This window comes from Porphyromonas sp. COT-052 OH4946 (assembly GCF_000765965.1).
GTDB lineage: Bacteria > Bacteroidota > Bacteroidia > Bacteroidales > Porphyromonadaceae > Porphyromonas > Porphyromonas gulae.
Map to the genome: position 1 here is coordinate 64,447 of NZ_JQZY01000027.1, position 26,040 is coordinate 90,486.

Sequence of the window (26,040 nt, forward strand, 5' to 3'; positions counted from 1 at the left end):
TTCCTTATTTCTCGCCTATCGGCACAAGCATTGATTTGACGAGGAAAGGAGTACTTCTCTAATGGAAACTTGATGAAATTTCTGTTTGCTTGCTGTGTCCATATACCGAAGGTTTGACCTTTCCCGAAGACACTAAGAATCAGCTCTGCAGCAAAAGAGCTTGATGAAACTCCCATGCAACAGTCTCAGGATGCAGTTGCAACCTTCTGTATCAAAAACTCAGGTATATGCTTGTAATCCTAAGCAACTTCGGCTTTATCGAGGACGATTGCTTAGTTCGTAACGGAGGTGACCGCAGCGCACCAAATCGGCATGGCTGATATGCCTTGTTCCATGCGGAAGCGTTTTATTGCCAAGAGAAACCGTATGGATGTAAATGGAATCTGTCGGTTGATTCTCTGTATTGGTCGTAATGACCAACTCCCCCTGAGGATAATACCGGGGATTGAGCCGAATCCTAACTCGGGGGAATACCGGCGAGGTCAGTGTATAGGTGGGGCTGCCCGGACAGTCGGGGTAGAATCCCAGCATGGAATAGACAAGCCAAGCACTCATCGTACCGGCATCGTCATTACCAGGCAAGCCGTTAGGAGCATTGCGAAAATGTTTGTCTATCAACTCCCGGGTCAATTTCTGCGTTCGCCATGCTTCCTTCGGGAAATAGGAGAAGAGGTAAGGATAGGCGATGTCCGGCTCGTTGGTCGGATCATAATATCCTTCATCGAAGACTTTCTGCAACCTTTCCGAAAAAACCTTTGCTCCTCCCATCAGCCGGGCAAGCCCTTGTATATCGTGGGGAACGAAAAAGGCATAGTTATAAGCACTGCCCTCGTGGAAACCGGGACTAGGCTCGAAGTTTTCACCCTGTTTGGGATCGAAAGGAGTGAGGAATGATCCATCCGGCAGCAATGGACGCAGCATACCATACTCCTTATTATAATAGTGTCTGTAGCCCAACGAGCGTTTTCCGAATAGAGCTGCGTCTTCTTTATGCCCAAGTGCGTGGGCAAACCGGGACAGATTCCAGTCGGCCAGATAGTATTCCAGCGCATGCGATACGGAATTGTCGTACTGTTCGCGAAGCGGTACGAAGCCGAGGGTGAGATAGTCGTCGTTGTCGGGACGGATCGGATGGGTCGCTCCTGCCGAAGAAGCATTTTTTTTCATGGCTTCATAGGCCGTTGCCGTATCGAAAGCACGAAGGCCCCTTTGCCAAGTGTCATTGATGACGATAAGCGAGGGGTCGCCCTCCATCGTCAGGGTCTCCTGTCCGTACAGCTCCCATCTCGGCAACCAACCGCTCTCTCGGTACATATCGATCAGTGTCCGTACCATGTCCAACTGCTTCTCCGGATAGAGGAGGCAGAGCAGCGGATGTACGTTGCGGTACGTGTCCCAAAGAGAGAACACGGTGTAGCGGTCGTGAGCCGTATTACCCGTTTTGCCACTGCCCATCATAGGATATTCTCCATTGGCATCCTGTAGGATATTCGGATGTATCAGCAGGTGATAGAGGGCGGTATAGAATATCGTCCTTTCGTCCGGTGTACCTCCTTCCACTTTCACCGTACCGAGGACTTCCTCCCAATGTTCTATGGCACGGGAGCGTATAGCGGAGAAAGCCTTGGCCGGATTCCCTCCGGCATTTTTGAATACCTCCCCTTGTTCCGCTTCCAGATTATAGAGCGCATTGGCTTCGCTGACGAATGAAACAGCCGATCGTACATAGATCTTTTCCCCCTGATCGCAGTTGAACGAGAATCGGACACCGATGTCATCGCCGCTCATCTCACGCCTGTAGCCATCGTACAGCTTATATTTTCCTGCAGTCGAATCCCATTGGGCTTCCACCGTCATAGACGGCTGCTTCTTCCAATAGCCGGCAGAGATCGGTCGCCGACTCACCTGAAAGACGAAATACTGACGAAAAACCGCCTGCGGATTGTAGCAGAACGTCCCCATCATCCTGCTGCCGACCACCGTAGAGTCGTTTAAGAATCGAACAGAGGCTCCCGATTCATTGCTTAGGGCCTGTCCCAGATTCAGCAGGATATGGCCTTTTCCTTCGGGAAAAGCAAATTCGGTCAAAGCAGTCCGCTCGGTTACGGTCACGGCTGCATCTATACCGTATTTGTCCAGCACCGCCTTGTATTCTCCCGGTCGGGCATATTCTCGGCTAAGCGAAGAGCCGTAGTGGCGGTAGTCAGGATCGAACGTACCGGAAGTGGCCATCAGCAGCATTCCGCTCAGTTCGGGACAGCCTACTCCACTCAGATTCACATGGCTGAAACCGATGCAGTAACTATTGTCAGCCGAATAAGGAGCACTCCACCAACGCGAATCTTTGTCGAATCGATTCTTTGTCGATCCGCTGACATTGAAAGGGGTAACGCTCATCAATCCATTGGGCAATACTGCTCCCGGATTCGTGGTGCCGTAATTGGCCGTTCCGATAAAGGGATTGACATATTCTGTCAGTCGTCTACCCGAAGAGACAGAGCTTTGTGCATCGGCAGCGAACGCTATCAGCGACAGACAACAATAGAGGAGGAAGTTTCGGATCGTCAGCATGGTTTTTGATCGTCTGTGGTTCATACAGTGACAAAGGTAAACGATCTGTGATATGTAAGAACCGACTTAACCATTGGGAAAAAGAGAATGTTCGGCCGTAGTATTTGCTAATTTTGCCGCGCAAAATATCATACCACGATGATTACAACCACGGATATTTCCATTGCCGACTACGACTATCCCCTGCCCGAAGAACGGATTGCCAAACATGCTTTGCCACAGCGCGATGCTTGTAAACTACTCGTTTATGACAAGGGTGAGATAAAGGATGCGGTATTTTCCCAACTATCGGAAGTGCTGCCATCGGGCAGTATGCTGGTCAGGAATAATACCCGTGTCATTCGTGCCCGTTTGCTTTTTCGCAAGTCCACGGGAGCAAGCATCGAGGTATTCTGCCTCGAACCTGTCAGCCCTGCACAGTACGAACTCTCGCTCACAGCTCGTGGCTCCTGCGTCTGGCACTGTATGGTAGGCAATGCCAAAAGATGGCGGTCAGGCGACTTGCAGATGGAGATCTCTTCTCCGCATGGCGATAGCATCTTATTGACAGCCTCTCACGATCCTGCGGCAGATGGATATATCCGTTTCAGCTGGGAAAATGATCACTACACCTTTGGCGAAATCCTCGAAATGGCCGGTATCCTCCCTATTCCCCCCTATCTCAATCGGGATACCGAAGAGGAGGACTTGGAAACCTACCAAACCGTCTATGCCAAAAATCAGGGTTCGGTGGCTGCACCTACGGCCGGGCTGCATTTCACGGAGGAGGAGTTCGAACGGCTAAGAGCTCAAGGCACTCCGGTTGTCGATGTTACCCTGCATGTCGGAGCCGGCACTTTCCGTCCCGTCAAAAGCGAGACTATCGGTGAACACCGGATGCACGGCGAGCTGATAGTCATCGAACGTTCATCGCTGGAAGCCCTGCGTGATTGGCAAGGCAGCATCGTTGCCGTTGGGACGACCTCCGTACGGACGCTCGAAAGTCTCTATTGGCTGGGGAGAAGCCTCTCCACCGCTTCGCATACATCGCAAGAATCCTTAAAAGTCAACCAGTGGGAAGCCTATGAGAATGAAGATGTGGCCCTGTCTCGTAGTGAGACCATCCGCATAATACTCGATTGGATGGACGAGCAAGGAGTCGAAACGCTGATTTTTCCGACCGAGATTCTGATTGCTCCGGGCTATCGCTATCGGATGGTCGATGCCATGATTACCAATTTTCATCAACCGCGCAGTACCCTCTTGCTGCTTGTCTCTGCTTTTATCGGAGAGGATTGGAAAGCTGTTTACCACCATGCCCTCGAATCGGGCTATCGCTTCCTGAGCTATGGCGATGGTTCATTGCTGATCCCCTAAAGGCGGTTTCTCATCTTTCAAAGGCTATTCCCGCGCTGTTTCCTCGGCCATGCACGGATATATAGCATCCCTTCCGGCCTGAACATCGACCTTTATTCTTTGCAATATCTCCAATAAAACAGGAAGAGAGTGTGTCTAAATCGCCTCGAAATAGCGATTTACTGACACACTCTCTTCTTTTTGGGTGCGGCTGGCGAGACTCGAACTCGCACGCCGTGAAGCACCAGATCCTAAGTCTGGCGTGGCTACCAATTACACCACAGCCGCATACCACACCTGCTCGACAGGCTTAGCGGGCACAAATATACACGAATTTTTTGGATTACGTTCCTGCCGTATCTGTAAAAAATGCGTAATTTTTTTCTTTCATGCTTTATATCATCGGCTTTCAAGTTACTATTTGTGACAGATTCCACTGTCGTATTGGCCAATGACATAAAAGATAAATAAGCAGGGGTCAAATGATTGATATTGACTGCTTTTTGTCCTCTTATTTCAATCTGATTTGGAAATTGAGCTTAAATGAAAGACTTCCATCAACTTCTTTAATTATTGATGCGTACTCATGACGAGTGGTACTCGATCGCTCCAAATAAGCATTTGAAAATAAGTAATCTTCAAATCTATTACGATCATAGAAATGATAGCAAAGTATTTCACCATCTTTCTTTACGACCAAATATCCGCCATTTGCATCATATATGCCACTCCATGGAGTAGCTGGCATCATACCCAATGCGGCAGAGGTTAAAAGATGTTTGATTTTATAAGTATAGAAAGGCGATGATTGGGTTATATCATAATTCAATGGATTAACCTCAGAAAGTTTCTCTGCCAATTCTTTCAAGGTCGAGATGCCGCTATTAAACTGTTCCAATAGCAAATTGGCTATGATCATGGGCAAATCTCCATCCAACATAATGAGATTATTGCGGAATATACGGTTATCGACTTTGTCAAATACCAATGTAGCTCCTTTCTTTTTAATCGCATTTACACGCTTAATCACTTTGTCTTTCTTGGAACCCAACGAATTTATTTCACAGATGTCTTGGTTTGAAAATTTTGCACCTTTTATTTTGAAATTGAAGTTGGTGGCTTTGCTCGCATTCAACAATGTAGAATTACTGCCTAATTGAGATTTGATGCTAAATCCCATCTCAGAGTTCATCTTTGTTCTACGATCATGCAGAATGATTCTGATATCGGTTTTATCTGATGATTTGGCTTTCAATGAATGGCAATAAATACCATTCATGAATGTTTCTATGTAGGGAACAGCAAATGCGCCATTGTTTTCGTTTATCGCTTTAAGCAACTTCTCTGCCTCTACCAAAAATGTTGATGCAGCTACTCGCAAAAGCTCTTTGGCAGTCGGTGTCTGTATGACAACATCTCTATCTTGTAAGCTGTATTTAATATCTCCATCCTTGTCTTCCCGAAGGATCATGATAATAGGATAAAAAAAATCTTGAATCTTGTTCTCCCTCTGAAGTAAAAATAAAATTTGATTAATGTATTCTGAATTCATAAGGTTATCTTTTTTTGAATCTTTCATAATGGATATTGAGGAAATCTTTACGAGGCATAAACTTATTTGGCAGCATAATCTGCCTTCCGTTCAGTCCTCGTAAATAATCTTGGAAAGAAGCTTTTGCAACCTTTGTAATCATTTCCTCTGAAATAACAATAATCATATCTGGAGTTATAGTTACGAGCAAATTGTCAAAAGCCTTGTGAAATAGGGGGTTCATACAAAGCCCATTTTGTGGATTTGTTCTAATCGAACTATCTTCTGACCATCCTATAATATGACATGCTTCCAACAAAGTCGGTATACTAATCCCTGATATACAACAATGATAATCATAAGCATTTAGTACTGTGGAACGAAAAAAAGATTGGTTGACTCTTTGCTTTACAATAGCTTCTCTTTCTTTTCCATTCGGTAAATCCATCATTTCAATTCCAGTGGACTCTTCAATGCTCTTTTGAGAATAGATAGCGATTAGTTTCTCACTTTCATATGCAAGCAGATCTGGGTTTCCATAAAACTCATCCCAAACTAACTGTTCTGATTTTGCGCCATGTGTTAAACCTGAAATTCCTTTTTGTTTTAAATCGGGATCTAACCGTGCAATGTTGCCAATCTTCATATTTAAAGCACTCGGAGTACGCCCTAATAATTTAGCATATTTTATTATTAGGGGATGGTTTTTATGGCTATTTCTAATATCTATCTTACAATATAAATTGAATGCAATAATCGTTTCTTCTCTAGTCCAATTGTTCATAATGCGAATATATTATTGTGAAAGTTTTCAAAGTAATACATCTTTCTAATCACGAAGTCCGGTTTTCCAAAAATCTCCTTATCATTTTTTCGGTACCTGATTCCGGCATTCCACAACAGCTTGCCAAACAAAATTTCCAGTTTAGTACCTTTTCCTTTGTTCAGAGACATATTTCTGTGGCGTTGTTCTTTTGTCAGCCTATCCATGGCATTACGACTTAGAGTTGGTATACTGCTTCACTGCACGCAAAGGTACTTATTTACTTTCTTGAGCACTGTATCTATCCGGTTTTCCCGATTTCGAGATCAAGACCAAATCCGACAAGATACCAAGTGAAAGCGGGCATAACGAGACTGAATTGAAAGTTCAGCACAGAGAGCAACACATACCATTTGCTTCTGATGAGCGATATAAGAATCGTATCGCTGTCCGGAGGACGTGTCTCTCCTTTCTCAGCATGTTTACTGTACTGAAAACACACACGAAAAAAGTTTTCAACAACGAAGATGAGTTTGGAATGATTCTAAATAAGCATCTGAATGAACGTGGTTTTTGAAGTCAAAAAGGTAAAAAGAAGAGGTTTTTCAAGTCGAAACATGACTTTTAGAAGAGAGGATAACGATCTATATACAAATCATTTACGATAAATATATAGATCGTTTGCGATTTGTATATAAATCGTTTTCAATTTATATACAGATCGAAACTCATTTCTATATAAATCGCAGGCTGAAAAAGGTTGGTTTGGGCAGTGATAAAACAAAGGCACCCACCAAATTCTACAGGGAACTCGGTGGGTGCCTTATATGTTTGAGGGGACTATGGAAGCCTTATTCCTCTTTATGCGTCATAGAGATATTCTTGCTTAGTCCGAATAGTGCAGTGGTATGACTGACACGGATGGGGTAAAATCGGCCTGATGAAATAGGGAATGATGTATGAAGCAGCGTGCATATTTGTTGTTATTTAGTCGTAAACTGTTTGTCAATAATGTTCTATATCAAGCAGATAAGTTTTCTTTCGAAGAACTATATCCTCTTGCTGGGTGCTTTGTCTGCCGGCAAATATAGCAAAAACCTCCAACCATGGGGAATCGAATTTCGCATGGGCACATTCCCCCTTCCAGCGCAACCTTGTTGATCTAAGTTAGTCCTAAAACTTGGCTTGGCGTTAGGTATCCTAGCCCTTTTCTGGGTCTTCGATTAATTTTGTGTTGTATTTTGATACACATTTCTTGCTATCCCCTTCATTTCTTGGGGCAACGCCGATCATTGCGGCGATCTTCCTGATGGACACGTTCTCTTTGAGTAGGCAGGCAATTGTGTACCTTTGCTCCGAGGTTAGTTGTTTATGCATTGCAACACGAATTTAAACGATTGGCTTCACACCCCGAACGATTATCCCTCGGCGTGTTTTTGTTTATAGGGTGTTGCATTTACTATTGGAAAATACAAAGTGTAACCCTTGTTTTAGGCATTCATCATGCGACGTAAAGATCGAGAAATGAGCCAAGAATTCGGTTTGGAAGTGATTGATCGGGCAGCCTATGGTGTCCTTTCGGTCTTGGATACTGACCATACGCCCTATACCTTGCCACTTTCCATCGTACGCGATGGGGAGAATTTATACTTCCATTCGGCACGTGCCGGACACAAAGTCGAATTATTCACCCATGAGCCTTCGGCCACCATTGTATTTGTAGGCCGAGTGGAGGTACCCGATGTATATGGTACGGAAACGCTGGAAGCACTGAAAGAGGGAAGCGCTCCCTTATCCGGCTCTATGCTGAGTCGAATTTTCACCACCGAATTCGAGAGTGCTATAGTCAGGGGGCGAGTCGTTCGTGTAGAAGATCGTAAGGAGTGCGTGCATGCCTTACGATTGATCTGTGAGAAGTACACGGCGGAGAAAATGGATTTGTTCGATAAGGCCGTTGAAAGCGGTATGCCCCATACCGCCATCTATCGTATCCGAATAGATACGATCACAGCCAAACGAAAACTTGTTCTCCCAGACTAACCGCATCAATATCTCCCCATTCAAATCCGATGCAAGCCTAACGGACTTTTCGTTGCGAGAAAAAGCAATATTCTTTTCCCGCCGTTCGATTGCCTCAACAGTGAATTCGGCTACTCATTATATTATTGTGCTCTCGCGTATCCTTGAGGAATAAAATAGATGCCTCTACCCCTCGTATATACTACTACAAACGGACTTGATACAACATTTTCCCTACTTTTGCGTTAGTTTCCTGTAGTATAAACAACAACACTATGTGGCTTTTGGAAAAAAAGTCATGTAAAAGTAATTTGACCGGAGACTTTGTGGAATGTTTCGCCGAGTGATCCAAGAAGCCACACATAAAGCCCTCGGTCTGTGTAGCATGCAATGATAGAGTATCTCAAGGGAGCAATAGTCGGTTTGACGCCAACGAACCTCGTGATCGAGTGTGCGGGAGTGGGTTATGATGTGAATGTCTCGCTCACCACTTATTCTGCCTATCAGGGGAAGAAAGAGGGACTCATCTGGATCACACAACTGATCCGAGAAGATGCCCATTTATTGTATGGCTTTTCTACGAAAGAAGAACGCACACTCTTCGGCCAACTGACTTCCGTCAGCGGTGTCGGTCCTACGACGGCACGGCTCATCCTATCCTCCTATGCTCCTCAAGAACTGGCCGCACTCATCACCACAGGACAGGCCGATGCGCTGAAAGCGGTGAAGGGCATCGGCCTGAAAACGGCTCAGCGTATCATCGTGGATCTGAAAGGTAAGATCCAGCTGGAGACCTCCTCTGACGAGATCCAGTCTGCACGGACGGCTGTAGGCGGTGCCGCTCTGAATACCATAGCTTCGGGAGAAGAGGCCATCAGTGCCCTGAAGATGCTTGGCTTTGCCGATCCGGCTATACGCAAAGCGGTCAAGTCCATTCTCTCCGAGGATTCGTCTTTGGCTGTCGAAGATATTATCAAGCGAGCATTACGAATGTTATAGCCTTTTCTCAAACAAAGAAGGATCACGGGTGTCTTGATAATGGAAAAGAAAAACAAACCCATTCGGTTACTTGCGGCTCTACTGCCTATAATCGCCGGCCTTGCTTTGGCCACATGGCGTCCGGCGAATGGCTCTGTACCTGCCCGGGCTGCTATCGGCAATCACTATGCAACTCCCTCTCCGGCCGATACGACTCGTTTCCCCGTCAAGAAGACCCAAGCCAAAGACTATCGCTATCTGGATGGCAACTACCCACTCGACCTGAAGACTCCGGATAACATCCGCACCGAATTTATCTACGACGAGAAGACCAATACATATCTGCTTGTAACCAAGCTTGGGGATAAACCTCTGGGCAGTCCCATCCCCTTCACACCCAAAGAATACCTGCGCTATATGCAGCGCGATTCCACCCGCCGTTACTTCATGGAAAAAGAACGACTTGAAGCTCAACAGGAGGGAAAGAAGCGGTTCAATCCTTTGGAAATGACATTCGACCTCGGTCCGGCCGAGAAACTCTTCGGCCCCGGCGGAGTCAAACTCCGTACCCAAGGATCGGCCGAGGTGGCCATGGGGGCTAAGAGCAATGCCACGAACAACCCGTCTCTGCCCGAAAATGCACGCAAGCATTCCTATTTCGACTTCAGCGAAAAGATCCAGACCAACGTGCAGGCTTCAGTGGGTACGAAGCTCAACTTCGGGATGAACTATAATACGGAGAGTACGTTCGACTTCGATGCAAAGAAGCTGAAGTTAGCTTTCGAAGGAGAGGAAGACGACATCATCAAGCTGATCGAAGCCGGCAATGTATCCATGAATACGCGCAACACTCTGATTCGAGGTGGAGCGAGCCTGTTCGGGATACACACGAAGATGCAGTTCGGCAAATTGGACGTGGATATGGTGGTCAGTCAGCAGGAGGCAGAGACCAAGAGGGTCAGCACGAAAGGTGGTGCGCAGACTACCCCGTTCGAATTATCGGCAGGCCAATACGATGAGAATCGGCACTTCTTCTTCGGCCACTACTTCCGTGATCGTTACGATGGTGCCATGAAGACACTGCCCTTTATCAGCTCAGGTGTCAAAATCAATCGTGTGGAAGTGTGGGTAACCAATAAAAAAGGCAATTTCGACAACACCCAGACGCGTAACATAGTAGCCTTTACCGATTTGGGAGAACCGGAAAAGATAGCTTTGCCATCCGTTTCTCCCTCCATGAGTACTAACAGCCTACCGGCCAATCAGGCCAATTCGCTCTATCCGATGCTACTATCGATGCCGAACTTGCGCTTTATCGACCAGGTAACGCAGGAGTTGGGCGGAATCATGCAAGGAGGGCGAGACTACGAAAAAGTAGAGAGTGCTCGCCTATTGAACCCTGCGGACTACACAGTCAATAGCATTCTCGGCTATATCAGTTTGAATATGCGCCTCTCTGCCGATGAGGTGTTGGGGATAGCATTCGAATATACGTACAATGGTCAGGTGTATCAGGTCGGAGAGTTTTCTACAGACCGGCCGGACAACTCCACGGAGAACCTCTACGTTAAGCTGCTCAAAGGAACGGCGATGAGTTCGACCTCGCCGTATTGGCACTTCATGATGAAGAATGCCTATCAGTTGGGAGGTGGTGTTTATAATGTGCAGAAAGAGAAGTTCAAGCTGAATGTTTTCTACCAGAGCGATAGCGCAGGCGTCTACCAGCCATATATCAGCGAAGGCAAGATCAAGGGACAGCTGCTTCTACGCGTGTTGGGCATGGATAGACTGGACGCCAAGCAAGAACCTTACCCCGACGGCACATATGACTTTGTCGATGGCTATACGATCCTCCCTCAAAAAGGAGTCGTGATCCTTCCTACCGTGGAGCCATTCGGAAAGACTCTTGCCGATGCGTTTGGCGATCCTGTATTGGCGAAAAAGTACTGCTTCCAAGAGCTGTACGATACGACGGCAGTGGCTGCGCAGCAAGTAGCAGAGAAGAACAAATTTATCTTCCGAGGAGAATACAAAGCTTCTTCGGGCGGTGATATTTCTTTGGGGGCTATCAACGTAACGCCCGGATCCGTCGTAGTGACGGCCGGCGGTGTCAAGCTGACGGAGAATGTGGATTATACGGTAGACTACCTCTCCGGCAACGTATCGATCATCAATGAAGCGATTCTCGCTTCGGGAACTCCCATCAATGTGTCGCTGGAGAACCGAGGGTTGATGAATATGCAGCGCAAAACGATGTTCGGTATAGATCTGAACTACAACTTCTCCAAGGATTTCACCTTGGGCGGTACCTTCATGCACCTGAGCGAAATGCCGCTGACAACCAAATCCGTGATTGGAGACGAGTCGCTCAAGAATACGCTTTGGGGACTTAACCTGAACTACCGCACTCAAGCTCAATGGCTGACGAATGCACTCGATCTTTTGCCTTTCGTGGAGCTGACAAAACCCAGTGAGATCACGATAAACGCTGAGTTTGCTCATTTGATCCCCGGACATTATCAAAGTAAATATGCCCAAGGCAATAGCTATCTGGACGACTTCGAAAGTTCGCAGAGCTATATCGACCTGATGAATCCGTATTCGTGGATGCTCTCCAGTACTCCGTTTCAAGATGGAGCAGGGCCGGTGTTTTTCCCGGAAGCATCATTGACGAACGATATTGACTATGGCAAGCATAGAGCCAAACTATCGTGGTTCTACATTGATCCGATATTCACAAGAGAGAATTCCGCAGGTATGCCCGCCCACTTGAAGAATGACCTCGAACAGCTCTCCAACCATTATGTCCGCGAAGTGAAGACCTCCGAGCTTTTCCCTTATCGCGATCAGACATACAATATGAATAGCTATCTGCACACGCTGCTGATGTCCTATTATCCGTCTGAGCGTGGCCCATACAACCTCAATACGGTGGATATGCAGTCGGACGGTCGTTTAGCCAATCCTCAATCCAACTGGGGCGGTATCATGCGCAAGATAGATCAGAGCGACTTCGAAGCATCCAATATCGAGTACGTAGAGTTTTGGCTTCTCGATCCTTTCATCTACAACAAAGAAACTGCCAAGGGAGGGTCAATGTATATCAACTTGGGTGAAATATCCGAGGAAGTTCTGAAAGACGAAAAGAAGTTTTTCGAGAACGGTATGCCCATCAACGATGATCCCGCTGCCATAGAGACCACAGTATGGGGTAAGGTGCCGAAGCGTCAGGGAACGGGCTATGCTTTCGACAATACAGCCGGAGCACGTCCGAAACAGGATGTCGGCTTCAACGGGCTTACGACGGAGGAGGAAAAAGAATTCCCGGCATATGCCGAGTATATATCCCGTCTGACGTCTATCGTATCTCCCGATGTTCTGGGTCAATGGAGTGCAGATCCATTCAGCCCGATCAACGATCCGGGTGGGGACAACTTTCACCACTATCGGGGGGCCGATTACGATGACGCACGCAAGTCGATCCTCGATCGTTATAAGCAATACAACGGAGTGGAAGGCAACTCGGCCGAAGCCACCAACGATATTACCGGATACAACGTATCCAGCCGCTTGGTACCCGATGTGGAAGACATCAATCAGGACAATACGCTCAACGAAATAGAGAAGTATTTCCAGTACCGTGTGGAGCTGCATCCCTCTAAAATGGTTGTGGGGCAAAACTATATTGTCGATTCTCGTACCAAGGAGGTAGAGCTGCGCAACGGCAAAAAGGAGACTATAACCTGGTATCAGTTCAAAGTCCCGGTACGGGAGTTCGAGAGAAAGATCGGAGGCATTACGGACTTCAAGACCATCCGCTTCATGCGTGTCTACTTGACGAACTTTTCTGAAGAGGTCATTCTACGATTCGGGACTTTCAAATTGGTGCGTGGCGATTGGCGACAGTACGAACGCGAACTGCATCCGGCCAACCTGACACCGATCTCGAATGCAAAACTGGAAGTAAGTACCGTAAACATAGAGGAGAATGGTGACCGTAAGCCTGTGAACTATGTGCTCCCTCCGGGCGTATTGCGTTCGCTCGATCCCCAGCAAGCACAGAGCACGCAGCAAAACGAACAGTCCATGAGCCTGAAAGTCCGAACACTGGCACCGGGCGATGCACGTGCCGTATATAAGAATACGGGCTATGATCTGCGGCGTTATAAGCGTTTGCAGATGTTTACGCATGCCGAACGCCTTCAGGATGAAGACGCCACGCATACAGGCAATGGAGATCTGTCCGTCTTCATCCGGTTAGGGACGGATTACCGGAACAATTATTACGAATACTCCATACCGTTGCGCCTGACTCCTTTCGGTACCTATTCGACCAATAGCGAGAACGACAGGGAAACTGTTTGGCCTAAGGAGAATATGTTCGACTTCAAACTGTCTGCCCTCACCGATATTAAGACGAAACGCAACAGGGAGAAAGCCGCAGGCAATCCTGCCGCTGACTTCTATCGCCTTTTCTCCGAACCCGACCCCGAAAACACCGGCAATACCGTTAGCGTTATGGGAAATCCGACACTGAGTGAAGTCAAGACTATCATGATCGGTATTCGCAATAACAGTACTGACATCAAGAGTGCCGAGATATGGGTCAATGAACTCAGGCTCACGGACTACGATGAGAAAGGCGGATGGGCTGCCAATACCACCATCAATATGCAGCTTAGCGACTTGGGATCGGTGAATATGCGCGGACAGATGATAACCGCCGGATTCGGTGCTTTGGACGAGTCTCTCACGCAGCGGGCCATAGAAGATACGCGTACACTCAACTTCTCCACCAATTTGGAACTTGGCAAGTTCTTCCCCGAAAAGGCTCAGATCAGCATACCTTTCTATTACTCGGTATCGGATGAGAAAATATCTCCACAATACAATCCCTATGATCAAGACATCCTTCTGAAAGATGCTTTGGACGCTCTGCCCGACAAAAATTCTCGCGACTCTCTGAGGAGGCTAAGCGAAAACCGTATGACAACGCACAGTTTGGCACTGAACAATATCAGAGTCAATGTCAAGAGCAAACACCCGATGCCTTACGATCCGGCGAACTTCTCGTTCAATTACTCCTATAATAAAAGCGAACGACACAATCCCGACATGGAGTACAATACGAATTTGAACTGGAGTGCCGGGATGGTATATGATTATTCGCCTCTGCTCAAACCGATCAAGCCGTTTGCCAAAATCAAAAAGGCCGGAACCTATCTGAAAGGTTTTGCCATCAATCCGCTCCCGGCGAAGATCACCTTCCAGACCAATATGATCCGTTCCTATTCGGAGGAACAGGTGCGCAACTTCAGTTATGGAGTAGGTCAGGCCGAAAAGCTACCCGTGACGTTCATGCAGAATTTCGTTTGGGATCGTGCCATAGCTGTCAACTGGAATCCCCTCAACAGTCTGAGGATCAACTTCCGCAGTGGCACCAATGCCCGTATCGAAGAGCCGCATGTACAAGTGAACAAAAAGCTCGCTCCCGATGAGTATAAGATATGGCGCGACTCCGTTCGACGCAGTATTGCCGAATTGGGAACTCCTATCGCATACGACCAAACATTCAATGTATCGTATACCCTGCCTACAACCCAAATATCCGCCTTGAATTGGGTGAACGGTTCATTGACCTATAATGCCGTGTATAACTGGGATCGTGGAGCCAAAACCTCCACCGAACAGATCATCGGGAATACGATCCGCAATCAGGCGACGCTGGAACTTCCCCTGCAACTCAATCTGACATCGCTGTATCGCAAATCCGCTTTCCTCAAGAGAATAGAGCAGCATATCACGAATCCGGACAAAAAGGATCCTGTAAAAAAAGCAGCTCAGCCATTGACCAAGAAAATCCGGTTGCTCCCCGATTCTACGGTAACGCTGACGCACACCTTTGCTTCCAAGAAAGTGAGAGTGTCCGCCCTCGGCCCGGATGGCAAGATGTATCCGCTGAAGACAAAAATCAAGGATAAGAATACAATCGTCATTCTGAACAATGACAGCATAGAGATCAATGTAACGGTAGCCCCCCCGAGGCAGAGCAGTTCCACTCCTGCATTCGGTGCGATAGGCGAAAGGATGGTATACGCCCTGATGATGCTCAAGAGCATCAACCTTAACTACCGGCAATCGTCCGGCCTGCATCTGCCCGGATTCTTGCCCAATATCAAAGCTGCCGGCGGACAAGGCTCCGTGGATGGCATTTTGGCACCGGGATGGGACTTTGCTTTCGGCCTTACCGGAGAAGATTTCGTGGACAAAGCTGCGCAGAAAGGTTGGCTTATCGGTGGGCAGCAAAACGTATCACCCTCCGTCTACTCGGAGAGCAATTCGTTCGAGATCAAGATGACGCTCGAACCGATTCGCGAGCTGCGCATCAACCTCACAGCCAACAGAACCGATACCCGACAAACGCAGACCCAATACATCTATGCCGGTATGCCGCGCACTTATGGAGGTAACTTCGTGATGACGACCATCGGACTGAAAGGCATGTTCAGCAGTTCGTCCGGAGCAACGGGCTATGCCTCGGAGGCCTTCAATGAGTTCCTGCGAAATCGGGAGATAATCGCAGGGCGTATCATGGCCCAATATCATGGAGCCACTTATCCCTCTTCCGGATTCATGGAAGGAAGCAGTCTGGCCGGCCAGCCGGTTTCTCCGGAGAACAGTGCCGTATCCCTCAACTCGGCCGACGTGCTTATTCCGGCTTTCCTCAGTGCTTATACCCAGAGGTCGGTGGGAAAAATCGGCCTGTCGGCATTCCCCTCATTGTCTTCCATTCTCCCCAACTGGAATGTCAGCTACACGGGCTTGAGCAAAACCGAACTGCTCAAGAAGTACTTCCGAAATGTGCGTATCAACCATGCCTACCGTGGTATATACAACGTAGATAGCTATAGCTCTTACCTCGGTTGGGTGGGTTTGGCCGATGGTAGCAATCTGGGTTTTATCCAAGACTCATCGGATCCCACGATGCTGACCCCCGTTGCATCCATGCCTTTCGATATTCCATTTGTCCGTCTCGAAGATAGTTTTGCTCCCCTCCTCGGTGTGGAAGTTACGTTTATGAGTGGGTTGGGGATCAATACGGACTACAGAAAGACTCGCCGTCTGAATCTGAATCTATCGGCTTATCAGCTCGTGGAGTCGAACGAAGATCAGATAACCATAGGGATGAACTATAAGGCAGAGAATTTTGCCAAACTCATCGGCCTGCAACGGACAAGACCTGCAAGAAAGGCCAAAGGCGGACGAAACAACAATGAGACTGCAACTCCGCGTACCGGAGGCGCGCTGACCGTCCGAGTGAACTATGCTTACAGCCGTACACTGACCCTGATTCGCAAGATCCAAGATGCTTACACACAAGCTACGAATGGCAATATCAGCCACAAGATCAACGTCAGTGCGGACTACGACATCAGCCGTATGCTTACCCTACGCGCCTATTACGATTGGGATATGAACCATCCGCTTGTCAGCTCGGCTTCCTTCCCTATCACGAACAGCAATTTCGGCGTCAGCTTCCGTTTCAATCTGACGCAGTAGCCAGAGCGGCATTGCCCACACTCCTCGCATCGCATTTCAGCGAAGGTCATTTCCCTCATCGCACCAATTCATGCTCGTCAATCTCATTGATCGAGGTGCCACAAAACGTGGCGCAGGAAAATTTCTCTTTCGGTTCGAGAAGTGAAAAATTCATGAGCCAAAACGAAAAGTTTTACGCGCGTCTTTTGTTGGAGAACGCGAACCACTGTTCTTGCTTTTGTGGTTCGTATTCTCCGAAACAGCTCCTCGGATGAACAGCAGCATCGACCGAAACGAGCCACCTCCCATCTCCGGGACAATTGCATCCACGGTATTCGGATATTCATTGTGAGATCCATATCGTGAATAAAGTATGACCGACAGGGAAAGGATACTATGGTCTCATATGAGAGGATACTATAGTCTCATGTGAGAGGATACTATGATCTCATGTGAGAGGATACTATGGTCTCATGTGAGAAGATACTATGGTCTCATGTGAGAGGATACTATGGTCTCATGCGAGAGGATACTATGGTCTCATGCGAGAGGATACTATGGTCTCATGCGAGAGGATACTATGGTCTTATAAAAGTTAGACATAAAGAAGAGAAAATGCCAGATCCCTACCCTGCCATGAACGTTAGATGGATCTGATACGACAATCATGCTTCGGAGATGAGTCCCATCGCCTTTTTTAAGCCGAAAGCCAATATGTTGTGGGTTTGAGTACGTCTGATTACCTTTGCCAGACATTACTTTTCAAGGATTATAAGAATGATCAATCGAGCACTTGTCCGATCCCGAGTTTTGCAACAAGCATATGTGTATTACCATCGAGATGATGCTGAAATACAATCTGCCGAAAAAGAGTTGCTCAACAGTCTGGAGCGGACATACGACCTATACCTATACTACCTCCTCTTAGTTCCGGAACTGACAAGACTGCATGCGGAAATCCTCGAAGCCAATAAGAACAAGCGTTTAGCGACAGAGAAGGACAAAAACCCCAATCTGCGCATGGTACAGAACCGGCTTGCCGAAAAGATCGAAAGCTGCAGACCTTTGTGGGTAAGAGCCGAACAGAACGCTCTTAACTGGCGTTCCGAAGAAGCTTTTCTGCGACGCCTGCTGAAAAAAATCCATTCGTCCGAGACTTTCGCCCGCTACATGGGTTCCGATGCCAACGACGACTTCGAAGCCGACCGTTCGTTCTGGAATGAGCTGATGCGCGACATCGTCCTTCCCGACGAAGAGCTGGCAGAAGTAATGGAAGAGCATAGTATCTTCTGGGACAATCAAATACAACTTATCGAGAAAATCGAGACAGAGGAGACTCCCGACATAGAAGAGGTGGAACAGTCGGTACGGCAGGCAGTTGCCGATGGCAACTACCAAACGATCCGACAGGAAAATGCACCTATCGAAATCGTGAAGGAGTTCGTCCTCAAGACGATCCGACGGATCGACCAAGATACCGATCCATCGGCTATCCTGCTTCCTGCGTATAAGGAGAAAGACGATGCCGTATTCGGCACCACCCTACTGCGCAATGCCATCATCAACGGAGAGGAATATCGCCGTATCATCCGTGAAAATCTGATCAACTGGGAAGTGGATCGCATAGCGGACATGGATATGCTGATCATGCAACTGGCCATTGCCGAGTTGCTCAACTTCCCGAATATTCCGGCTTTGGTAACAATCAATGAATACATCGACCTCTCCAAGCTGTTCAGTACCCCGAAGAGCGGAACGTTCGTAAACGGTCTGCTCGATGCCGTGGTCAAAGGCTTCAGAGAGAAAGGCAAACTACTCAAATAAGAGAAGGGGGCGAAACACCTATCCCCAGATTCGACAAATGACAGACAACAAAAAGATTCGGGCGGCCATCATAGGCTACGGCAATATCGGTCGTTATGCCCTGCAAGCTCTTAATGAAGCCCCTGATTTTGAAATAGCAGGCATCGTACGCCGCAATCCGACCGAAGTTCCCTCCGAGCTTCGACCTTTCCCCGTAGTATCGGACATCGAACAACTCGAAGCAGTCGATGTAGCATTGATATGTTCACCAAGTCGGGAAGTAGAGCGAACAGCCTTAGAGATATTGAAAAAAGGAATATGCACGGCCGATAGCTTCGATATTCACGGCAACATTTTGGCCTTGCGCCAATCACTGGGAAATGCTGCCAGAGAAAGCGGAGCGGCAGCCGTCATCGCTTCCGGCTGGGATCCGGGCAGCGACTCTGTGGTGCGTACGCTGATGCAGGCTATCGTCCCCAAAGGAATCACCTACACCAACTTCGGTCCCGGTATGAGTATGGGACATACTGTAGCCGTGAAGGCCATAGACGGCGTGAAGGCCGCACTTTCGATGACCATTCCACTCGGAACGGGTGTACATCGCCGCATGGTTTACGTAGAACTGCTTCCGGGACACAACTTGGAGGAGATATCGGCTGCCATCAAAGCAGATGAGTACTTCGCTCACGACGAGACCCACGTGATACAGGTAGATGATGTGGATGCCCTCATCGATATGGGGCATGGCGTCCACATGGTGCGTAAGGGCGTGAGCGGTTCTACGCAAAACCAGCGGATGTCATTCGATATGGAGATCAACAATCCGGCATTGACCGGACAAGCACTGGTCTGTGCAGCTCGGGCAGCCATGCGCCAACACCCCGGAGCTTACACCCTACAGGAAATCCCCGTCATAGACCTTCTTCCCGGAGACAGGGAGTACTGGATAGGGCAACTTTGCTAAGAAAAATACTACTCAACTAAACGGCTAATCGGAACATTATGACACTACCTGCATTCATCACATGGGATTTCGATCCGGTTCTATTTACCCTTTTCGGCCACCCCGTTGTCTGGTACGGCTTGCTCTTTGCATTGGGGTTGATCATTTTGGGCCCTTGGATAGAGAAAAAAATGTGGGAACACGAGAAGCTGGATCCCAAATGGTTCGAGTCTCTGGCCGTCTATGTCTTTGTAGGTACTATCGTCGGAGCACGTCTGGGGCATGTCCTATTCTATGACCCGGCATACTATCTGGCCAATCCGGCCAAGATATTCGTCACTTGGGAGGGTGGCTTGGCCAGCCATGGAGGTACCATCGGGATCATAATAGCCTGCTGGCTGTATTCGCGCAGAGTAACGCGCAAGTCCATCCTGTGGGTTTTAGACCGCTTGGCGGTGCCTACAGGTATCGTAGCCGCCATGATTCGTCTGGGCAATCTGACCAATAGTGAGATTTTCGGCCGCCCGACGACATTGCCCTGGGGCTTCCGCTTTATTCGCTCGGAAGAGTATCGCCGATTGGTGCCGAATATGGATATGGGATGTCATCCTACTCAGATATACGAAGCCTTGTGCTATTTGGCAGTCTTCGCTCTCTGTATGTGGCTATACTGGAAGCGCGATGCCGCCCGACGCTACTCCGGGCTGATAGTGGGAGTTTTCCTCACGGGCATCTTCCTCTCTCGCTTGATCATCGAGCGCATCAAGATCGTTCAGGAGCCATGGGAGCTCAAGCTTATCGAATCAGTCGGCCTGAATATGGGACAGCTGCTCAGCATACCATTCGTTCTTGCAGGCATTTGGCTTATCATCCATGCCGTAAAGAATCCGATTATGCAGAAATTATCATAACAACAAATAATTATAAAAGTATCCAAGAAATATGATGTATCAGGTTCCTCAAGTAACAGACTCCGTTTATTACGTGGGCGTAAACGACCGCTCGAAGAGTCTCTTCGAGAATATGTGGCCGTTGCCATATGGCGTGTCGTACAACTCGTATCTCGTTGTAGACGAAAAAGTAGCTCTCATCGATACAGTAGATGTATGCTACTCGGAGATTTTCTTCAAGAAATTGGACACCGTCCTCAAAGGACGCCCCATCGACTATCTTATCGTTGATCATATGGAACCGGACCACAGTGGCTCGATAGGTCTGCTGCGCCAACGCTACCCCAATATGCAAATCGTGGGTAACAAGAAGACTCACGGCATGCTCGAAGGTTACCACCACATTACGGAAGGACTGCTGGAAGTGAAGGAAGGCGACAAGATCTCTCTCGGTAAAAATGAACTTACTTTCATTTTCGCTCCGATGGTACACTGGCCGGAAGTAATGTTCACCTACCTGCCTACCCAACAAGTCTTGTTCTCGGCCGATGCTTTCGGTACGTTCGGTACACTGGACGGACATATATTTGACAAGGATATGGATCTTTCTTTCCGCTGGGAGGAGATGTACCGCTACTACGCTTGTATCGTAGGTAAGTACGGTAGCTTTGTACAGAAAGTACTCACCAAGTTCAAGGAAGCCAATCTGCCTGTTCAATATATATGCTCTACGCACGGCCCCGTTTGGACACCGGCACACTTCTCTGAAGCCTTCGATCTATACGATCGAATGAGCCGCTACGAAGCCGAGGAAGGTGCAGTGATTCTCTACGGCACTATGTACGGCAATACGGAAGTATTGGCAGATACGATCGCACAGGGCATCGCCGCCGGTGGTATCCGCAACGTTGTGTGCCACAATGTAGCTTTCAGTCCCGCATCGAACATCCTGCGCGACATCTTCAAGTACAAGGCTGTGATAATCGGCAGCCCCACATACAGCAATGAGATCTTCTCTCCGATCAAAAACATCATGGAGATGATCCGCCTTCGTGAGGTAAAGGATCGCTATCTGAGCGTATTCGGTTCATTCACATGGGCCGGTCAGGCAGTGAAGAAGATAGTTCCCTTTGCAGAAGAAATGGGCTGGGAAATGATAGGCGAACCTTTGGAACAAAAAATGTCTACCACAGACGAACTGTACGAGAAGGGTTGGGAGCTTGGCAATAAGATAGCCGAACACCTGAAAGCTGATCGTCAGTAATATATCATATCCACTACTGGACTAACCCAATCTTACAATGAGATTAATCATAGAGCCGGATTACGACAAGCTCTCCAAATGGGCAGCCGACTACGTCATCGAGCGTATCCGTAAAGCAGCTCCTACAGCCGAGAAACCGTTTGTGCTCGGTCTACCGACAGGTTCTTCACCGATAGGGATGTATAGAGAGCTGGTCAAAGCATGTAAAGAAGGACGCGTATCTTTCCGCCACGTAATCACCTTCAATATGGATGAATACGTAGGCCTTGCTACAGAGCATCCGGAGAGCTATCATTCATTCATGCACCGGCATTTGTTCGACCATATCGACATCCTGCCTCAGAACATCCATATTCTCAATGGCAATGCCCCTGACCTGACGGCCGAGTGCGATGCATACGAGAGAGCTATCGAGGCTGCCGGAGGCATAGACCTTTTCATCGGCGGGATAGGACCTGACGGACATATTGCATTCAATGAGCCGGGGTCTTCTCTTGTCTCTCGCACACGTATCAAGACGCTAACTACAGATACCGTACTGGCTAACTGTCGCTTTTTCGACAACGATACGAACCTTGTACCCAAACGTGCTCTTACTGTAGGTGTGGGAACAATTATGGATGCACGGGAAGTAATGATCCTCGTAAATGGACATACCAAAGCCCGTGCTCTTCGCGAAGCTGTGGAAGGTGCAGTCAGCCAAATGTGGACGATCACTGCCCTGCAACTCCATCGTCACAGCATCATCGTCTGCGACGAAGCTGCCTGTGTGGAGCTGAAAGTGGGTACGTACAACTACTTTAAGGATATCGAACGCAACAATCTATAAACTATGCGCTACGACTTAGCTATCATCGGTGGAGGACCGGCCGGTTATACGGCTGCCGAACGTGCTGCCAAAGGTGGCCTGAAAACCCTCCTAATTGAGAAGAATGCTCTCGGTGGTGTATGCCTCAACGAAGGATGTATACCGACCAAGACGCTACTCTACTCAGCCAAAGTGCTACATCAAATGGCTACGGCATCTAAATATGCAGTAAGTGGAGCAGCTGATGGCCTCGACCTCGGCAAGGTGATTGCCCGAAAAGGCAAGATTATTCGCAAGCTGACTGCCGGCATCCGTTCACGCCTGACAGAGGCCGGAGTAGAGATGGCGTCGGCAGAAGCTACCGTAACGGGACGCGATGCAGACGGCATCATCGGCATTACTGCGGGCGAGGCACGGTACGAAGCTGCCAACCTGCTACTATGTACCGGTTCGGAGACGTTTATTCCGCCCATTCCCGGAGTGGAACAGACAGAGTATTGGACGAATCGAGAAGCACTTCAGAACAAAGAGATTCCGACCTCTCTCGTCATCATTGGTGGAGGAGTTATCGGGATGGAGTTCGCCTCTTTTTTCAACGGTATCGGTACGCAAGTGCATGTGGTGGAAATGCTGCCCGAAATACTCAATGGCATTGACCCCGAACATGCAGCCATGCTCCGCGCTCTCTATGAAAAAGAGGGAATCAAGTTCTATCTCGGACACAAGGTAACTTCTGTTCGCAACGGAGCTGTTACGGTAGAATACGAAGGAGAAACGAAGGAAATCGAAGGAGAACGTATCCTGATGAGTGTAGGACGCCGCCCCGTACTGCAAGGATTCGAGTCGCTCGGATTGGAGCTTGCCGGCAAAGGCGTAAAGACTAACAAAAGGATGCAAACGTCCTTACCCAATGTCTATGCTGCAGGTGATATTACGGGCTTCTCGCTTTTGGCACACACGGCTGTACGAGAAGCAGAGGTAGCAGTAGATCAGATTTTGGGCAAAACAGACGAAACGATGAGCTACCGCGCCGTACCGGGTGTGGTGTACACCAATCCCGAAGTCGCCGGTGTGGGAGAGACGGAAGAATCGCTTCGCAAAGCAGGACGCACCTATACTGTTCGTCGCCTTCCAATGGCCTTCTCCGGCCGATTCGTAGCCGAAAACGAACAAGGTAATGGAGAGTGCAAACTACTACTTGATGAAGAGAACCGCTTGATCGGAGCACACCTCATTGGCAATCCGGCCGGCGAGCTCATCGTAACCGCAGCCATGGCCATCGAAACCGGCATGACAGATCGACAAATCGAACGAGTCATATTCCCTCACCCGACTGTAGGCGAAATCCTAAAAGAAACCCTCGCCGGAGGTTGATAGCCGTTCTGCCTCTCTCTTAGGGAATCAGATATAAAAGTCCGTGCAGTTTTTGCTGATTGCACGGACTTTTTCCTCTAATCTCTTTCAGAGTATTCGGAGTACTCCGAGTATTCAGAGTATTCAGACAACACCGAAAAAACAACAAAATACAGCATGTCAGTTACCTCCTTCCTGCCTCGGCATGGATCGTATCGCCGACTACGTGTCTATAGGGTCGTTGAGGTCGTCTATGATCTCACATATCACTTTGCCCACACGTATTTGAGCAAGTCCGATCGAACCATAGATCAGATGATACAAGCAGCGCGCTCCGGCAAACAAAATATCGCAGAAGGCAATGCAGCTTCTACCACATCGGCCGAAACAGAAATCAAACTGACCAACGTAGCCAAAGCCAGCCTCGAAGAATTACTACTCGACTATGAAGATTACCTTCGAGTCAGGAAGAGAGTTCTATGGACCAAGAGCCATCCACGCTATGGATCTATGCGTAACTATGCGCGCAGTCCTCAGCTATTGGAAGAATACTCTTCTTTGATGATACGCCTTACGGATGAAGAACTCGCAAATCTCTGCATCACACTCATCCATCAGGCCAACTACATGCTATATCGGCTGTTAGAATCGCTGCAGAAACGATTTATAGAGCAAGGTGGTATCCGAGAGCAAATGACAGCCGTAAGGAAGCAATACAGAAGCAACCAAAACAATCAGAGTTGTCAGAGTAATCAGAAAACTCAATAACAAGTGCGTACCTTTGTTGGCCAATCACTCCTTGATTTTTGATGACAGACAAAGAGTTAATTCTTAGTAAAATCGATATCCCGATATTCCGTCTTATCGCAGAAGCGGCAGATCAGTTGGGACTGGAAACCTATGTCGTGGGTGGATATGTACGAGATATATTCTTGAATCGTCCTTCCAAAGATATCGACATAGTAGCCGTAGGACGCGGTATCGATCTGGCTAAAGTTGTAACCAAGAAGCTGGGACGAAAGACTCACCTATCTGTTTTCGCCAATTTTGGTACCGCTCAAGTAAAGCATGGTGATCTGGAGATAGAATTTGTGGGTGCCCGTAAGGAAAGCTACCGACACGATAGTCGTAAGCCGATAGTCGAAGATGGTACGCTGGAGGATGATTTGCGTCGTCGCGATTTCACCATCAATGCCCTTGCCGTATGCCTCAATAGCGATCGTTTCGGTGATCTGGTGGATATGTTCGACGGCCTGTGCGACATGGATGATATGCTCCTCTGCACACCCCTTGATCCGGATATTACTTTCAGTGATGATCCTCTTCGAATGATGCGTGCCATCCGCTTTGCATCCCAGCTACCGGGCTTCACCATCCTGCCACGCGACTTCGAGGCTATACAACGGAATGCTCACCGGATCAAAGAAGCTGTATCTGCCGAACGAGTAATAGAAGAACTGAATAAAATCATGCTCTCACCTCGCCCTTCTATCGGTCTTTCTCTGTTTGAACAGACGGGACTGATGGAATATGTTTTTCCCGAACTCTTAGCCCTCAAAGGAGCGGAAACGCGTGATGGTATCGGGCACAAGGACAATCTCACTCATACTTATAAGGTGGTGGACAACTTGGCTCGACACAGCGATAGTCTTTGGCTCAGGTGGGCAGCATTGCTACACGACATAGGCAAACCACGCACTAAAAAGTTTGTTGGGGGACAGTGGACATTTCACAATCATAACTTTGTTGGAGCCAAGATGCTACCCTCTCTTTTCAAACGACTCCGACTTCCTCTCGATGCAAAACTCAAATACGTACAGAAACTGGTAGATCTACACATGCGTCCGGCAACTCTGGTAGACGAAGGAGTTACGGATTCTGCGGTTCGCCGTCTGCTCTTCGAAGCCGGTGATGACATAGATGATCTGATGATGCTATGCGAAGCTGACATTACAAGCAAGAATCCCGATAAGGTGCGCAAGTATATAGACAACTATGCTTTGGTACGTCATAAGTTTAAAGAAATAGAAGAGAAAGACCACGTCCGCAACTTCCAACCACCGATCTCCGGCGAAGAGATTATGCAGACATTCGGTCTAAAGCCTTCGCGCCACGTTGGCACCATCAAGGAGGCGATCAAAGAGGCTATACTCGATGGTGTCATCCCCAATGATTATGAAGCCGCCCGTGCTTTTATGATCGAAAAGGCTACCTCTCTCGGTCTTCACCCCAAAAACTAAGCA

General features: G+C 48.2%; 17 protein-coding genes and 1 tRNA gene. 12 read left to right on the forward strand and 6 right to left on the reverse strand.

Annotated elements, in window-relative coordinates:
• Positions 1–255: 255 nt before the first annotated feature.
• Complete coding sequence (locus HQ50_RS09165; RefSeq protein ID WP_039429976.1) at positions 256–2,571, reverse strand: GH92 family glycosyl hydrolase; 2,316 nt, start codon at positions 2,569–2,571, stop codon at positions 256–258.
• A 138-nt stretch (positions 2,572–2,709) separates the two neighbouring features.
• On the opposite strand from HQ50_RS09165, the gene HQ50_RS09170 reads away from it, so the two are divergent.
• The gene (locus HQ50_RS09170) at positions 2,710–3,927 is read left to right on the forward strand and encodes an S-adenosylmethionine:tRNA ribosyltransferase-isomerase (RefSeq protein WP_039429978.1); all 1,218 of its coding nucleotides are present in this window, start codon (positions 2,710–2,712) and stop codon (positions 3,925–3,927) included.
• Positions 3,928–4,112: 185 nt separating this feature from the next.
• Here the strand turns inward: HQ50_RS09170 and HQ50_RS09175 are convergent.
• The 5 genes from HQ50_RS09175 to HQ50_RS10930 all read right to left on the reverse strand — a co-directional run bounded on the left by HQ50_RS09175 (position 4,113) and on the right by HQ50_RS10930 (position 7,577).
• Positions 4,113–4,194: transfer RNA gene (locus HQ50_RS09175), tRNA-Leu, on the reverse strand.
• A gap of 223 nt (positions 4,195–4,417) precedes the next feature.
• The gene (locus tag HQ50_RS09180) at positions 4,418–5,485 is read right to left on the reverse strand and encodes an HpaII family restriction endonuclease (protein WP_052074934.1); all 1,068 of its coding nucleotides are present in this window, start codon (positions 5,483–5,485) and stop codon (positions 4,418–4,420) included.
• Entirely contained in the window at positions 5,463–6,221 is a 759-nt protein-coding gene (locus HQ50_RS09185; protein ID WP_039418502.1) for an HNH endonuclease, read from the reverse strand. Before HQ50_RS09185 ends, HQ50_RS09180 begins: the two co-directional genes overlap by 23 nt.
• Positions 6,218–6,427: a hypothetical protein gene (locus tag HQ50_RS09190; RefSeq protein ID WP_052073437.1), complete on the reverse strand. Its 210-nt coding sequence runs from the start codon at positions 6,425–6,427 to the stop codon at positions 6,218–6,220. Before HQ50_RS09190 ends, HQ50_RS09185 begins: the two co-directional genes overlap by 4 nt.
• A gap of 973 nt (positions 6,428–7,400) precedes the next feature.
• Complete coding sequence (locus tag HQ50_RS10930) at positions 7,401–7,577, reverse strand: helix-turn-helix domain-containing protein (RefSeq protein ID WP_081960081.1); 177 nt, start codon at positions 7,575–7,577, stop codon at positions 7,401–7,403.
• A gap of 147 nt (positions 7,578–7,724) precedes the next feature.
• Here HQ50_RS10930 and HQ50_RS09200 point away from each other — a divergent pair, with 147 nt between their 5' ends.
• The 11 genes from HQ50_RS09200 (at position 7,725) to HQ50_RS09250 (ending at position 26,037) form a co-directional block, all read left to right on the forward strand.
• Positions 7,725–8,240: a pyridoxamine 5'-phosphate oxidase family protein gene (locus HQ50_RS09200; RefSeq protein ID WP_230587233.1), complete on the forward strand. Its 516-nt coding sequence runs from the start codon at positions 7,725–7,727 to the stop codon at positions 8,238–8,240.
• A 369-nt stretch (positions 8,241–8,609) separates the two neighbouring features.
• Positions 8,610–9,218: a Holliday junction branch migration protein RuvA gene (ruvA, locus tag HQ50_RS09205; protein ID WP_018964383.1), complete on the forward strand. Its 609-nt coding sequence runs from the start codon at positions 8,610–8,612 to the stop codon at positions 9,216–9,218.
• A 39-nt stretch (positions 9,219–9,257) separates the two neighbouring features.
• A complete protein-coding gene (sprA, locus tag HQ50_RS09210; RefSeq protein WP_039429981.1) occupies positions 9,258–16,757 on the forward strand; it encodes a cell surface protein SprA in 7,500 nt (2,499 codons plus the stop codon).
• Between the two features lie 789 nt (positions 16,758–17,546).
• Positions 17,547–18,560, forward strand: coding sequence for a transcription antitermination factor NusB (gene nusB / locus HQ50_RS09215; protein ID WP_235290053.1), 1,014 nt, complete (start codon positions 17,547–17,549; stop codon positions 18,558–18,560).
• 37 nt (positions 18,561–18,597) lie between these two features.
• Positions 18,598–19,503: a diaminopimelate dehydrogenase gene (locus tag HQ50_RS09220; protein WP_039418510.1), complete on the forward strand. Its 906-nt coding sequence runs from the start codon at positions 18,598–18,600 to the stop codon at positions 19,501–19,503.
• A 38-nt stretch (positions 19,504–19,541) separates the two neighbouring features.
• Entirely contained in the window at positions 19,542–20,393 is an 852-nt protein-coding gene (gene lgt, locus HQ50_RS09225; protein ID WP_039429984.1) for a prolipoprotein diacylglyceryl transferase, read from the forward strand.
• Between the two features lie 34 nt (positions 20,394–20,427).
• Complete coding sequence (locus HQ50_RS09230) at positions 20,428–21,636, forward strand: FprA family A-type flavoprotein (RefSeq protein ID WP_039429986.1); 1,209 nt, start codon at positions 20,428–20,430, stop codon at positions 21,634–21,636.
• Between the two features lie 37 nt (positions 21,637–21,673).
• The gene (gene nagB / locus HQ50_RS09235) at positions 21,674–22,465 is read left to right on the forward strand and encodes a glucosamine-6-phosphate deaminase (RefSeq protein ID WP_039429989.1); all 792 of its coding nucleotides are present in this window, start codon (positions 21,674–21,676) and stop codon (positions 22,463–22,465) included.
• A 3-nt stretch (positions 22,466–22,468) separates the two neighbouring features.
• Positions 22,469–23,818 (forward strand): dihydrolipoyl dehydrogenase, encoded by a 1,350-nt coding sequence (gene lpdA / locus HQ50_RS09240; RefSeq protein ID WP_039429993.1) that lies wholly within the window; start codon positions 22,469–22,471, stop codon positions 23,816–23,818.
• A gap of 156 nt (positions 23,819–23,974) precedes the next feature.
• Positions 23,975–24,565: a four helix bundle suffix domain-containing protein gene (locus HQ50_RS09245; protein WP_039418516.1), complete on the forward strand. Its 591-nt coding sequence runs from the start codon at positions 23,975–23,977 to the stop codon at positions 24,563–24,565.
• Between the two features lie 41 nt (positions 24,566–24,606).
• Positions 24,607–26,037, forward strand: a complete 1,431-nt coding sequence (locus HQ50_RS09250; protein WP_039421258.1) for a CCA tRNA nucleotidyltransferase — start codon at positions 24,607–24,609, stop codon at positions 26,035–26,037.
• Positions 26,038–26,040: the final 3 nt, after the last annotated feature.

Bases quoted from the DNA above. Each gene is read 5' to 3' on its own strand.
- HQ50_RS09200 (WP_230587233.1), top strand. From the start codon at position 7,725: ATGAGCCAAGAATTCGGTTTGGAAGTGATTGATCGGGCAGCCTATGGT.
- HQ50_RS09230 (WP_039429986.1), top strand. From the start codon at position 20,428: ATGTATCAGGTTCCTCAAGTAACAGACTCCGTTTATTACGTGGGCGTA.
- ruvA (WP_018964383.1), top strand. From the start codon at position 8,610: ATGATAGAGTATCTCAAGGGAGCAATAGTCGGTTTGACGCCAACGAAC.
- lpdA (WP_039429993.1), top strand. From the start codon at position 22,469: ATGCGCTACGACTTAGCTATCATCGGTGGAGGACCGGCCGGTTATACG.
- HQ50_RS10930 (WP_081960081.1), bottom strand. From the start codon at position 7,577: ATGCATAAACAACTAACCTCGGAGCAAAGGTACACAATTGCCTGCCTA.
- lgt (WP_039429984.1), top strand. From the start codon at position 19,542: ATGACACTACCTGCATTCATCACATGGGATTTCGATCCGGTTCTATTT.
- HQ50_RS09220 (WP_039418510.1), top strand. From the start codon at position 18,598: ATGACAGACAACAAAAAGATTCGGGCGGCCATCATAGGCTACGGCAAT.
- sprA (WP_039429981.1), top strand. From the start codon at position 9,258: ATGGAAAAGAAAAACAAACCCATTCGGTTACTTGCGGCTCTACTGCCT.
- nagB (WP_039429989.1), top strand. From the start codon at position 21,674: ATGAGATTAATCATAGAGCCGGATTACGACAAGCTCTCCAAATGGGCA.
- HQ50_RS09180 (WP_052074934.1), bottom strand. From the start codon at position 5,485: ATGAAAGATTCAAAAAAAGATAACCTTATGAATTCAGAATACATTAAT.
- HQ50_RS09170 (WP_039429978.1), top strand. From the start codon at position 2,710: ATGATTACAACCACGGATATTTCCATTGCCGACTACGACTATCCCCTG.
- HQ50_RS09185 (WP_039418502.1), bottom strand. From the start codon at position 6,221: ATGAACAATTGGACTAGAGAAGAAACGATTATTGCATTCAATTTATAT.
- HQ50_RS09190 (WP_052073437.1), bottom strand. From the start codon at position 6,427: ATGGATAGGCTGACAAAAGAACAACGCCACAGAAATATGTCTCTGAAC.
- HQ50_RS09165 (WP_039429976.1), bottom strand. From the start codon at position 2,571: ATGCTGACGATCCGAAACTTCCTCCTCTATTGTTGTCTGTCGCTGATA.
- HQ50_RS09245 (WP_039418516.1), top strand. From the start codon at position 23,975: ATGTCAGTTACCTCCTTCCTGCCTCGGCATGGATCGTATCGCCGACTA.
- HQ50_RS09250 (WP_039421258.1), top strand. From the start codon at position 24,607: ATGACAGACAAAGAGTTAATTCTTAGTAAAATCGATATCCCGATATTC.